Consider the following 11,763-nt stretch of genomic DNA (forward strand, 5'->3'; position numbering starts at 1 on the left):
GAATTGGTTTTGTGCCAATTGTTGGCAGGAATATGGAGACAGGATAGTTCCTCAGCTCAAATAAAATACCTTCTGCTGCAAGAGATCGAGCGCCCACTCGGTCTCTTTGCGTTCCTCAGCGCTCAGGCCGGCGATGCGCTGCTCGAACCGCACGGCTATCTGCGAGAACGCCTCATTCATCAACGCCTCGCCTGCGGCGGAGAGCGTAATTCCCTGCCTGCGGCGGTCAGCGGGGTCGGTGATGCGGGTACATAGTCCTTTTTCGCTGAGCTTCTTCAGCTCCCGGCTCGTATTGGGCATCGACATGTTCATGCAGTCGCTGATCTCGCTGAGCGTAACGGGCTGGCTGACGGCGATGTATTCGATAATCTTATATTGCAACGGCGTTAAGCCGTCCGAATTCACATCTTTGGAAATATTGTTCGTTATTTGATGGACGGCGGCAGTGAAGGCTATGAATTTCTGGAATAGATGGTTGTTGTCCATAAGATCACCTCAGAGGTCACAATACCAGAATAATTATCAAAAAACAATTATCATTTGACAAGTAATTCGCGGCTGTGCTATGTTTTGGTTATCAAATGACAACTAAAGGGGAATGCCACTAATGAATACACTTGTGATCTACACCCATCCGAACCATAAGAGCCTGAGCTACGCCTTCCTGGAGGAAGTGCTGCGCGGCAGCAAGGAGAATGCGAAGATTACGGAAGTGAAGGTGCTTGATCTGTATGAGGCCGGATTCGATCCGGTCCTGGTGTTCAATGAGAATCGGCGCAGACGGGATATGTACCGGGAACCGGAGCTGGCAGAGTACAGGGAGCAGCTGCTGTGGGCCGATCAGATCGTCCTGGTCTATCCGATCTGGTGGGGACGCCCGCCAGCGATGCTGATGGGCTACATCGACCGGATGTTTGCATCGGGCTTCGCCTACCGGGATAAGGGCGGACTTTTGCCGGAGGGGCTGCTCAAGGGGAAGAGCGTGATCTGCATCTCCAGCATGAAGGGGCCGACCCACTACCCGCTGCTATGGCTGGGGAACTCGCATAAGATACTGATGCGCAAAGCCCTGTTCAACTACGTGGGCATCCGTAAGGTGAAGTTCTTCGAATTCGGTAACATGGAGAGCAAGAAGGGGAAACATAGCAAGAAGCTGGAGCAGATCTACCGCTATTTCAAGACGGTGGGGTGAATCTTGAACAATCTATTTGACATCCGGCCAACTTGTAACTACAATGGTTACATGAGTGATGATTACCGATGTCAACGAGAGCTTATAGCTGAGATTGAAATACAAGAACCCAAATGGAGGAATTAGAGATGACAATCGCATTAACAGGAGCAACAGGTAAATTTGGTTCCATCGTAGCAGAGACTCTGCTGAAGACCGTACCCGCTGGGAATATTGTAGCCAGTGTCAGAAACCCGGAGAAGGCAGAAGCACTGAAGGCGCGCGGGGTCGATGTCCGTCATGGTGATTTCGATCAGCCGGAGACGCTGGACACCGCCTTTGCCGGAGTGGAGCGCCTGCTGATCGTCTCGGCTGACGGCGACAACGACACCCGTATCCGCCAGCATAAGGCAGCTATAGACGCAGCTGTCCGTGCAGGTGTAGGCTTCATCGTCTATACCAGTGTAGGCGATGCCGATAACAGCTCCCTGTTCCTGGCGCCGGTACACCGTGCGACAGAAGAGTTCATCCGTGAATCCGGCATTCCGTATGCTTTCCTGCGCAACAACTGGTACCTGGAGAACGAAGTCGGCTCCATTCAGGCCGTGAAGGCCGGCGCTCCATGGCTGACCTCTGCCGAAGACGGCAAGGTAGGCTGGGCATTGCGCAGCGACTATGCTGAAGCGGCGGCTGCTGTTCTGGCTGGAGAGAGCCGTGAGAGTGTCATCTACGAATTGTCCGGCACCCCGCTTACCCAGGCAGAACTGGCAGCGGTGGTCGGCGAGGTTCTGGGCCAGGAGGTTGCCGTGCAGCAGGTGGATGACACCGCCTATGCGAAGATTATGGCAGGTGCAGGCGTGCCGGAAGCGGCGCTGCCGATCGTCGTGGCCATTCAAGCAGCTATCCGTGATGGCGCGCTGAATATCGAGAGTGGCGACCTTGCGAAGCTGCTGAACCGTCCGCTTACCCCGCTGAGTGAAGGCGTACGCGCGTTGCTGGGTTAACCAGCGTTCTGCTGGCAGGTTATATCATTACAAGAGGCTGCCCGTTCCGGTGTTTTATACCGGCGGGCAGCTTTTTTTTGCGGGATGGTGATCCAAACCTGAATTCCCTGCGTTTCAGTGTATGTACAGGCAAACAGGCAGACAGGAAACGTGAACACCATATATTACACCAACCCAAGGAGTGAAGTGAGATGAAGATGAAGAAGCTAGTCGTTCCGATGTTAAGCTTGGCCCTGATGATCCCTGCGCTGGCAGGTGCAGAGGCAGCTCCGGCAGCCACAGTGATGAAGGCTTCGGTGAATACACCGGCAGCTGAGCTGAGAGCGGGCCTGGATTATTTGCTCTCCGAGCATTTCACCCTTGCCGTAACCGCAATGACGAAGGCCTATGACGAGACCAAGGATGCGGCAGCAGCCTACCAGGCGCTTGATCAGAACGCGCTCGATATGCAGCCCGCCATTGCTTCACTGTACGGTGATGCAGGTGCAGCTGAATTTGAACGGATTTTCCGCGCTCATAACAAGTACACCGACGATTTGGTGAAGGCGACGAAGAACAAGGACGCCGCAGCCGTCAAAGCTGCAGAAGATAAAGTAAGCGGCTTTGTAGACGAATTCGGGAATTTCCTCGGCACGGCAACAGAGGGCAAGCTTCCGGCAGCTGCCGCGAAGCAGGTTATCCGCAGTCATGAGAACCATGTCCAGGAAGTGTTCGAGGATTATGCAGCCGGCGATTACAAGGGCGCTTATGAAGCCTACCGTAAGGGGTATGCTGAGATGTTCAGCATCAGCAAGGCCTTGTCCAGTGCAATTACTACGCAAATGCCTGCTAAATTCGAGCATACCATGGCAGATACCAAGGCTGCTGATCTGAGATCCGCACTCAACCAGTTAGCGGGTGAACACTTCGCTCTGTCCGTCCTGCAAATGCAGGAGCAATATGACGGAAGAGCCGCTTCCAGTGCGCTGCTTACAGCCGAAGCCATGAATACGGCCGACTTCAAAGCAGCGATTGCCTCCATCTATGGTGCAGACGGGGCAGCGGCCTTTGAGAAGATCTGGGTCACGAATCATGTGAATGCCCAGGCTGATTTCACAGCGGCAGTGAAGAACAATGATGCAGCGGCAAAAGCAGCAGTAGAAGCGCGTATCGCAGGCTTCACCACTGAATTTGCAGCCTTCCTTGATTCGGCTACAGCAGGCAACCTGCCGAAGTCGGCGGGGCAATCCGCACTGACCACCCACGAGAATCAAGTGCAGCAGGTGCTTACGCAATATGCAGCGGGCAACTATGACGCATCGTACAAGACGAACCGCGAGGGCTACAAGACAATGTTCGGGGTAGGCCAAGCGCTGGGCAATGCAATTGTCACACAGTTTAACGACAAGTTCCAGGATGCAGTAGCACCTGTAACACCGGCAGATCCCGCTTCCATGATGAAGGTCTGGATGAAGGTAGGCAGCAGCGTCCTGAATATTAACGGAACTGTAACCCAAATGGATACCAAGCCGTTCATCTGGAGCGGAATGACCTACATCCCGCTTCGCTACCTGAGTGAAGGCATCGGGGCAGAAGTGAAATGGGATAAGCAGGCGCAGCAGGTTACTATTACCGCAGGCAGCGACACCCTGGTATTCTGGATGAACAAAGACTTCATGGAAGTCAACGGCATGAGAAAATCCGTCGGCGCCAAGGTCTTTGTGAACGACGACAACAGAACCGTAGTTCCCCTTCGTTTCATCACCGAATTACTGGGCTGGAACGTACAATGGGGTAAAGCGGATCAATCCATTACATTGACCAAGAGCATGTAATTTTAAGTAAGCTAACTTAGCTAACCTTTCTGTTCTCCCCCCAGACTTCCCCACAAGCGGCCCACTATAAAGGGCGGTTGTTTGTGGGGCTTTTTTTAATGTACACGTAGAATGAGTATTCAAAGGGATAAATACTATTAAATTAGGCGGAGGTTAGCTATATCGGACAAGCAGAGGGATAAATCCCATTAATTCAGGTGAAACGTGCTCGTTGCAAGGGGATAAAAGGGATAAATCCCATTAAATATGGTTAAAGCGGTTGGTGTGAGGAGATCAAAGGGATAAATCCCGCTAAATTTGGTAAAGGCGGTCAGAGTGGCAGAACTGAGGAGCAAAGGACCCCTGAATTCCTGGAAAATGGTAGGGAAGTAGAGTTGTGGAGCAAAAATGCCCCCGAATTCCTGGAAAGTGGGCTGGAGGCGGGAAGGTAGGTTACCTTATAATCAATGCCGTTCACCGGAGCCACACCATTACGTTAGCAACTATCACCATCCGCACATTATCACCAGCAATCAGCCTATAAGCTCATAAGCCCCATCATCCACCCCAATACCACCAGCCACCACCACAGCTACTACTATCCCAACCAACGATCCTAATCCCGCCCCGACCACCAACAGCGCCCTTTAGCCCAATTTTTTAAAAATTTTTTTAATCCGAAAATTACCATCGGGCATTTTGCTGAGGTTTGCGGGCGGAATCCAAATTTTACATTGACAACCTGCCCCAGCCCCTATATATTTATCGATAATGATTCTCATTATCGTATAAAATTGCACGATGTCTTATTGCCGGATAAGCCACAGTATAAGATCGACCAAAACCTTTTCAGATAAGGAAGGGTCCACACATGAACCGTACCAAAAAGTTCTCTTTCAAGACATTATTCATTCCATTAGCGCTAACTATAGTGCTGGCAGGCTGCTCGTCCAACCAGCCGAATTCAGCAGCTTCACCTTCCCCTGCACCGGCAGCAGCTGCAACCAGCGAAGCGGCAAGCACAGAAGCACCAGCGGCGCAGGATGCTGTGACCTATCCGATTACCATCAAGCATGCGCTTGGTGAAGCTGTAATTAAGAGCAAGCCGGAACGCGTAGTTACTGTGCAGTGGGCTAACCATGATGTGGCTCTGGCCTTGGGCGTTGTCCCTGTAGGCTTCTCGGCTGCGAACTTCGGCGTGCAGGATGGCAGCGGACTGCTGCCTTGGACTGCAGATAAGCTCAAGGAGCTGAATGTAACCGATCCGAATGTATTCCAGGATACCGATGGTCTTGATTTCGAGGCGATCTCAGACGCCAATCCTGATGTTATTCTGGCCGCGTACTCGGGCCTAACGAAGGAAGACTATGAGACACTGAGCCAGATCGCTCCAGTGGTAGCTTACCCGACAGCTGCTTGGGCTACGACATGGCGTGAGCAGGTGCTGCTGAACGCAGAAGGAATGGGCATGAAGCCTGAAGGCGAGCAGCTCATCAAGGACACCGAAGCCCTGGTTAAGGACAAGCTGAGCAAATATCCGCAGATTGCCGGCAAAAAAGTAGTCTGGGTCAATTTCTCCGCTGAGGATTTGTCGAAACTGCATATTTATACACCTGTGGACTCCCGGGTCGCATTCCTGTATGAGCTGGGCATGACGTATCCCGAGAGCATTACCAAACAGATTACAGACCCAACCAGCTACTCGCTCAGCTTAAGCTCTGAGAATGTAGAAGCTCTGAATGATGCGGATCTGATCGTAGGTTATGGAAATGCCGAATTGCTTAAGACGCTTCAGGCAGATTCACTGATCGGCAAAATCCCGGCCATTGAACGGGGATCGGTAGCTTTTATCGACAGTGATACTCCGCTGGTTGCTGCCGGAACACCGAATCCGCTGTCCATTGCGTACACCATTGATGAATACCTTGCCTTAATTGGGGGAGCTATTGATAAAATAAAATGATGAGTTCACCGGTCTCGGACAACAATAAGCTAAAATTGCATATGCCGAAGAATTTCATCCTGGTGCTGATGAGCTGCATGGTCCTGCTGGTCCTGTGCATCATTGCGTCACTGGTACTGGGAGCCCGTCATGTAGGCTGGAATGAGCTGATTGACGGGCTTTTCCGTCCAGAGGTGGACAGCTATGGGGCAAATGTGGTGCGCAAGCGGATCTCCCGGACGGTGTTCAGCCTGATGTGCGGCGGGGCGTTAGGTGTATCGGGAGCCTTGATGCAGGCGGTGACCCGCAACCCGATTGCCGACCCCAGCATCCTCGGGGTGAACACGGGAGCCTCTTTGTTCGTGGTCTGCGGAATTGCTTTCCTGAACATAAGCACTGCGGGCCAATATATATGGTTAGCCTTAGCCGGAGCTGCAATTACAGCGGTCTTCGTATTCGGAATCGGCTCGATGGGGCGTGGCGGAGCCACGCCCATTAAGCTCGTTCTGGCGGGTGCTGCGATCAGCGCGGCTCTGTCCTCTCTGGTCACTGCCATCATGATTCCGCGCGCTTACGTCATGGACCAGTTCCGGTTCTGGCAGGTGGGCAGCGTGGGTGCGGGGACCTGGAGCGGCATTACAACCTTCATTCCGTTCCTGATGATCGGCATGCTGATTGCCTTCCTTACAGCTCCGGCCCTGAATGCGCTGGCCCTGGGCGATGATGTGGCGACAGGCCTCGGGGTCCGCACAGGGACACTGCGGCTTATCGCCGCGCTGGCAGGGGTATTGTTATGCGGAGCTGTGACGGCCCTGGCCGGGCCTATCGGGTTCATCGGCCTTTTGTCCACTCATGTGATCCGTCTGATCCTCGGTTCGGACCTGCGGTTCGTGATCCCGATGTCAGCGGTCACCGGGGCGATTATTCTGACAATCTCCGATGTAGGCGGGCGGCTGATCGGCAGCCCCGGAGAGCTTGAAGTCGGTGTAGTTACAGCCTTCGTAGGGGCACCGATCCTGATTCTATTAGCGATGAAGTCGAAAGCGCGATCCTTATGAGAAATGAAACGATTGAATTTATTATGGCGGGCAGACGTCAGCGACACCGCCGCGGCCTGATTGTTACCAGCCTGCTTGCAGTACTTGCCGTAGGGCTCTGCTGCGCCATGCTGCTGCTCGGCAATACCGTCTATCCGATTGCCGATGTGCTGCGCGCACTCTCCGGGGAAGAGCTGAAGGGCGTCTCCTTCGCCGTGAATGTGATCCGGCTGCCGAGGATGCTGGCGGGTCTTTTTGCCGGATTCGCCTTCGGGATTGCCGGGTACACCTTCCAGACGATGCTGCGCAATCCGCTGGCGAACCCGAATGTGATTGGCATTACCTCAGGATCTAGTGCGGCAGCGGTATACTGCATCGTGATCCTTCAAGCCAGCGGAGCTGTAGTCTCTGTTGCTTCGGTAATCGCTGGCCTTGCCACCGTGCTGCTGATCTATGTGCTCTCCAGGGGAAGAACCTTCTCCATCGGGCGGTTAATTCTGATCGGGATTGGTCTTCAGGCGATGCTGGATGCCGTGATCTCCTACCTGCTGCTGATCGGCTCCGAGAAGGACATCCCTTCAGCGGTCCGCTGGCTGACCGGCAGTCTCAACGGCTCACAGATGCGCGAGCTTCCGCCGCTGGTGATCATCGTGCTGATCTGTTCGCCTATCATCATCCTGCTGGGCAAGCATCTGAGTATTCTGGAGCTGGGGGAGCAGTCGGCTACCTCGCTTGGAGTCCGCACAGACCGGACCCGAATTGCGCTGATTGTCAGCTCTGTCTTCATGGTGGCGATTGCTACGGCTACTACTGGACCTATTGCGTTTGTCTCCTTCCTGTCAGGGCCAATTGCCAAAAGACTGGTAGGTACAGGTGCCTCCAGCATCATACCCGCAGGTCTGGTCGGCGTGAATCTGGTCCTGGCGTCTGATCTGATTGGACAATTTGCTTTTGAGTACAGATTCCCTGTAGGCATCATTACCGGATTACTCGGAGCGCCTTACCTGATCTTCCTGTTAATCCGCATGAATCGAAAGGGAGAATTATAATGAACAAGGCACATGTGTTTGGAGCTGAGCAGTTGATAGCGGGCTATGAGAATAAGACGATTATTCATGGGATAGACCTGGTGATCCCGGATCATCAGATCAGCGTCATTATCGGCGCGAACGGCTGCGGGAAATCCACCCTGCTCAAAACCATGGCCAGGCTGATCAAGCATACCGCAGGCCAGGTAACGCTGGACGGCAAGCCGATTTCACAGATTCCGGCCAAAGCGCTGGCCCGGGTCATCGGGCTGCTGCCGCAATCACCGATTGTGCCGGAAGGAATATCGGTTGCCGATCTGGTGGGACGCGGCAGATTCCCGCACCAGTCCTTGCTTGGGGGCTGGTCCCGGAAGGATTACGAAGCCGTGGCCGAAGCGATGGAGATTATGAATATCACAGAGTTCGCTAACCGTAATATCGATGAGCTCTCAGGCGGCCAGCAGCAGCGGGTCTGGATTGCGATGGCCCTGGCCCAGCAGACCGATATCCTGTTCCTGGATGAGCCGACCACCTTCCTGGATATCACCTACCAGGTGGAGATTCTGGACCTGCTCACCGATCTGAACCGCAAGCACGGAACCACCATTGTGATGGTCCTGCATGATATCAACCTGTCCGCCCGGTATGCCGACCATATCTTTGCGCTGCATTCCGGTCGGCTGGTTGCCGAGGGCTCGCCCGCAGAGGTTATCACAAGCCTGCGGGTTAAAGAGATCTTCGGACTGGATAGCACAGTCATTCCTGACCCGGTCTCCGGTTCCCCGCTGGTCGTGCCTAGAGGGCGGTATCATAACAATTAAGCTCATATAAGGCTGTCCGTACCGGAGTATCTGGCGGATGGCTTTTTTTCTGATGATAAATACATGCTCCTAAGCATCGTTTAAAATTAATCCGCGTTAATGTAACCGTAACTTCGCCTAAATCATATGGAACCAAGTGGCTGGTAAGATACGGCCATTTATATTATGAGAATATGATGATCCTATTTGGTATTGCTCTTCTGAATTATTTGTTGTTTAACCACAAAAAAAGAAAAAAGGTAGTAGATTCCTCTCAAAATTCTCCCTTATAGATGAGAAGCAAAACGGCGCGCCAGCTTCCAAGCTACTCAACTCATACAAATAAGGAGAGAAAAATTATGCTTAGACATGGTGCAGTAAGAACACTTACAAAATCAGCCTCTTATACAGGAGTGACAACCAAACTCATTTTGCCTACGACCATCAACTTGGTCAATGGGTATGTCGATTGGTACCTGGGCATTGGAGATGCGGCTATTGAAGCCGGCATATCGTATTCCTCCGCAGGATTCAAAGTTTTCCTTGGTTCGTCCTACAATAACAACTCGACGTATTTTCAATCCAACCCGGTAGCCAGTCTGGGCAAAGGTCAAACCGTAGATTTGAAGCTGGTATACAACTACGCGACGAATCGGGCAACTTTGTATGTAAACGGTTCTGCCCTGCCTTGGACGGATAACGTTAACGTTGGACTTACCCAAAACCTGCTGGGCACCTACAACAAAGTCAAAATGATTCACGGTGTTGAGGATCAGGGCGGCAGCTCGTACAGCCAAGCCAGCTTTTCACAAACCCAGCTGCGGATGGATGTCGCAGGAGCGATTTACAATACATGGACGGACAATCTATCTACCACTAACCGCGTAGTAGTCAGCACAGAGGAAAATCCTGCTGACCCCAATAGCGCCGCCAAATTCACCATCTATAACTTCGCTCCGCTTATCACCAAGCTTGACCCTGCCTAACCGGAGCAGTCATACTAAAAACAAAGAAGAAACTTCTTTTAAGAAGTTTCTTCTTTGTTTTTAGTAACATTTTGGATATATTTGCGTCTACATTACAGGGAGTGAATACAATAAATGGAACAAGGAGGATGTGATAACGTGAAAAAAATGTTAAAAAGATCATTTGTTGGGTGTCTCGCTGCGTCCCTGCTGATCGCGGGAAGCGCCATATCTGCAGGAACGGCTTCCGCAGCTTCTACAGCAATCAAAATTAGTATCAACGGCCTTTACGCAAATACGGATGTAGCCCCTTATATCACTAGTGGTACGACTATGGTGCCCTTGCAATTAGCCCAAAAAATACCTGGAAGCTCGATACAATGGAATAACGCATCCAAGACCGTCACCATTACCCGGGACGGGGCAACCACCACCTTGGTAGCGGGCCAAAAAACAGCAAAGGTCGGGAATAAAGAAGTGAAGCTGGAAGCGGCCTCGACCCTTAAACAAGGGCGTGTGATTGTACCGTTACGCTTTATCGCAGAATCCACGGGGGCATATGTCCTGTGGAATCCTAAACAACGAATGGTATTCGTCGCACAATCCGGTGAAGAGCTGAAGGAACAATTGGCTTCGTCCAGCCTGGCTGAAGCTCGGAGTGCAGCGCTGAAATTTCCAATGGTGAGTTCATTAAAGGCCTTGAAATTTATCCCTAGTGAAGTTGGAGGAAATCAAAATTATTATTTCCCGGAAGGAAGAGCAGATCAATTTTTCTTGACTGGGGGTAATAGCATTTCATACTACGAAGTTTCGGGGAACCATAGCGAAGAAAAATGGACAGCCACCTTTAAATCAGATTCAGGTTCAAGTGGCCTGTTCTTTTTGCCCCGAAAAATCACCGACCAGGATGGCGTACTTCCAAAAATCACGAGTCGTGTCTTCTTTTTCCACTTCAAGGGGCATGTCGGACAATCGGATTATGGATTCGTTGAGACTAACGGTGAGGTCACTACCCTGGGGACAAAGGAAATGAATCTGAATCAGTTCTTCGACATTCCGGAAGAAAACAAGTCCTAAAGCATTCCCATAAACATAGCGGGCAGCGCCACTTATCAGGCGTTGCCCGCTTCTTTATGAGATGTTGTTTCTTTGAATATAAGCCAACAGCTCCGTCACAATATGAGAAACTGCATCTTCTCGCGGGATGCGGATACGTTGACTGACGGTTTCAATATCCTCCTGGAACAATTCGATTATTTTTAGTATGGCTTCGGGCTGCTGCTGTTTGGCCGCCTGCAGTAGCTCTACAAATTCACAGTCTGTGATAGCTGCTGTATCATTCTTCGTTTCCATTTGTTAACCCCCTGTTGACTCATGTGCAGCTGCGCAGCGACCTCGGCTTCTGTCAACTCTTGCAAGTACAGCTTTTGCAAGATCATCTTTCCTTTGGCCGGCAGCGTGTCCAACAATTGCTCTATGGATAACCGGTTAATTATGTCCTCTGCTTCATCCTTCTGAATAGGGTTGATATCCAAAAAGCCACACTCATTTCGATAGATTTTTTTGCTCCGATATTGCAAGCGCCAGCCAATCCGATACACTTCCCGGCGATAGCGTTGTATTATTTGCTGCTCCATCCTCAACCTACCTCCTTGGTACAAATATCTTTCTACTTAGAGGGAAAATTTAGGAGGTGTTTCACAACCAAAATACGAACTTGTGTTCCTATATCTTATCATATTTGGTTGTATATCCATATCAAAAATTTCCCTATTTGTAGAATCCAGAGACACTATGTAGAAAGGAGGAGGTTCTCGATGTCTCCTACTGATTTGATATCCTTGGTTACGAACGTCGGATTTCCGGTCACACTATGTTTCATCTTGATTCACTATGTATTGCAAACCATTGTTGAGAGACTGGATCACTTGGATCAGTCACTCGCCCAGCTCGTTCAAGCGATTCAGGCCCTTCCGGATAAAATAAAGCCCTCAAAGAGAGAGGACGACACATGATGACTCGA

12 protein-coding genes are annotated in these 11,763 nt (G+C 51.4%); 9 read left to right on the top strand and 3 right to left on the bottom strand.

Going from position 1 to position 11,763, the window contains the following annotated elements:
* Window positions 1-51: 51 nt before the first annotated feature.
* Window positions 52-486 (bottom strand): MarR family winged helix-turn-helix transcriptional regulator, encoded by a 435-nt coding sequence (locus tag MKY96_RS30165; RefSeq protein WP_340946237.1) that lies wholly within the window; start codon window positions 484-486, stop codon window positions 52-54.
* A gap of 121 nt (window positions 487-607) precedes the next feature.
* On the opposite strand from MKY96_RS30165, the gene MKY96_RS30170 reads away from it, so the two are divergent.
* From MKY96_RS30170 to MKY96_RS30210, 9 genes are all read left to right on the top strand, one after another.
* Window positions 608-1,192, top strand: coding sequence for an NAD(P)H-dependent oxidoreductase (locus MKY96_RS30170; protein ID WP_036722791.1), 585 nt, complete (start codon window positions 608-610; stop codon window positions 1,190-1,192).
* A 128-nt stretch (window positions 1,193-1,320) separates the two neighbouring features.
* On the top strand, window positions 1,321-2,175 hold the full coding sequence (locus tag MKY96_RS30175) for an SDR family oxidoreductase (RefSeq protein WP_340946240.1): 855 nt from the start codon (window positions 1,321-1,323) through the stop codon (window positions 2,173-2,175).
* A gap of 191 nt (window positions 2,176-2,366) precedes the next feature.
* Window positions 2,367-3,989, top strand: a complete 1,623-nt coding sequence (locus MKY96_RS30180) for a copper amine oxidase N-terminal domain-containing protein (RefSeq protein WP_340946241.1) — start codon at window positions 2,367-2,369, stop codon at window positions 3,987-3,989.
* 850 nt (window positions 3,990-4,839) lie between these two features.
* Window positions 4,840-5,931 (top strand): iron-siderophore ABC transporter substrate-binding protein, encoded by a 1,092-nt coding sequence (locus tag MKY96_RS30185; protein WP_340946242.1) that lies wholly within the window; start codon window positions 4,840-4,842, stop codon window positions 5,929-5,931.
* Window positions 5,928-6,968, top strand: coding sequence for a FecCD family ABC transporter permease (locus tag MKY96_RS30190; protein ID WP_340946243.1), 1,041 nt, complete (start codon window positions 5,928-5,930; stop codon window positions 6,966-6,968). Before MKY96_RS30185 ends, MKY96_RS30190 begins: the two co-directional genes overlap by 4 nt.
* Window positions 6,965-7,996, top strand: coding sequence for a FecCD family ABC transporter permease (locus MKY96_RS30195; protein WP_340946245.1), 1,032 nt, complete (start codon window positions 6,965-6,967; stop codon window positions 7,994-7,996). The genes MKY96_RS30190 and MKY96_RS30195 overlap by 4 nt, the downstream gene beginning before the upstream one ends.
* The gene (locus tag MKY96_RS30200; RefSeq protein WP_340946247.1) at window positions 7,996-8,796 is read left to right on the top strand and encodes an ABC transporter ATP-binding protein; all 801 of its coding nucleotides are present in this window, start codon (window positions 7,996-7,998) and stop codon (window positions 8,794-8,796) included. Before MKY96_RS30195 ends, MKY96_RS30200 begins: the two co-directional genes overlap by 1 nt.
* Before the next feature lie 272 nt (window positions 8,797-9,068).
* Entirely contained in the window at window positions 9,069-9,761 is a 693-nt protein-coding gene (locus MKY96_RS30205) for a hypothetical protein (RefSeq protein ID WP_340946249.1), read from the top strand.
* Between the two features lie 147 nt (window positions 9,762-9,908).
* Window positions 9,909-10,817: a copper amine oxidase N-terminal domain-containing protein gene (locus tag MKY96_RS30210; RefSeq protein ID WP_340946810.1), complete on the top strand. Its 909-nt coding sequence runs from the start codon at window positions 9,909-9,911 to the stop codon at window positions 10,815-10,817.
* A 54-nt stretch (window positions 10,818-10,871) separates the two neighbouring features.
* On the opposite strand, the gene MKY96_RS30215 is transcribed toward MKY96_RS30210, so the two are convergent.
* Both MKY96_RS30215 and MKY96_RS30220 read right to left on the bottom strand, forming a co-directional pair.
* The gene (locus tag MKY96_RS30215; RefSeq protein ID WP_340946251.1) at window positions 10,872-11,093 is read right to left on the bottom strand and encodes a hypothetical protein; all 222 of its coding nucleotides are present in this window, start codon (window positions 11,091-11,093) and stop codon (window positions 10,872-10,874) included.
* Window positions 11,045-11,377 (bottom strand): sigma factor-like helix-turn-helix DNA-binding protein, encoded by a 333-nt coding sequence (locus MKY96_RS30220; RefSeq protein ID WP_340946253.1) that lies wholly within the window; start codon window positions 11,375-11,377, stop codon window positions 11,045-11,047. Before MKY96_RS30220 ends, MKY96_RS30215 begins: the two co-directional genes overlap by 49 nt.
* Between the last annotated feature and the right edge of the window lie 386 nt (window positions 11,378-11,763).

This window comes from Paenibacillus sp. FSL R7-0302 (assembly GCF_038006885.1).
In the GTDB taxonomy this organism is placed as follows: domain Bacteria; phylum Bacillota; class Bacilli; order Paenibacillales; family Paenibacillaceae; genus Paenibacillus_AQ.

Coding starts and splice junctions, on each gene's coding strand:
- MKY96_RS30165 (WP_340946237.1), bottom strand. CDS start 486: ATGGACAACAACCATCTATTCCAGAAATTCATAGCCTTCACTGCCGCC.
- MKY96_RS30205 (WP_340946249.1), top strand. CDS start 9,069: ATGAGAAGCAAAACGGCGCGCCAGCTTCCAAGCTACTCAACTCATACA.
- MKY96_RS30215 (WP_340946251.1), bottom strand. CDS start 11,093: ATGGAAACGAAGAATGATACAGCAGCTATCACAGACTGTGAATTTGTA.
- MKY96_RS30200 (WP_340946247.1), top strand. CDS start 7,996: ATGAACAAGGCACATGTGTTTGGAGCTGAGCAGTTGATAGCGGGCTAT.
- MKY96_RS30220 (WP_340946253.1), bottom strand. CDS start 11,377: ATGGAGCAGCAAATAATACAACGCTATCGCCGGGAAGTGTATCGGATT.
- MKY96_RS30170 (WP_036722791.1), top strand. CDS start 608: ATGAATACACTTGTGATCTACACCCATCCGAACCATAAGAGCCTGAGC.
- MKY96_RS30195 (WP_340946245.1), top strand. CDS start 6,965: ATGAGAAATGAAACGATTGAATTTATTATGGCGGGCAGACGTCAGCGA.
- MKY96_RS30180 (WP_340946241.1), top strand. CDS start 2,367: ATGAAGATGAAGAAGCTAGTCGTTCCGATGTTAAGCTTGGCCCTGATG.
- MKY96_RS30175 (WP_340946240.1), top strand. CDS start 1,321: ATGACAATCGCATTAACAGGAGCAACAGGTAAATTTGGTTCCATCGTA.
- MKY96_RS30185 (WP_340946242.1), top strand. CDS start 4,840: ATGAACCGTACCAAAAAGTTCTCTTTCAAGACATTATTCATTCCATTA.
- MKY96_RS30210 (WP_340946810.1), top strand. CDS start 9,909: ATGTTAAAAAGATCATTTGTTGGGTGTCTCGCTGCGTCCCTGCTGATC.
- MKY96_RS30190 (WP_340946243.1), top strand. CDS start 5,928: ATGATGAGTTCACCGGTCTCGGACAACAATAAGCTAAAATTGCATATG.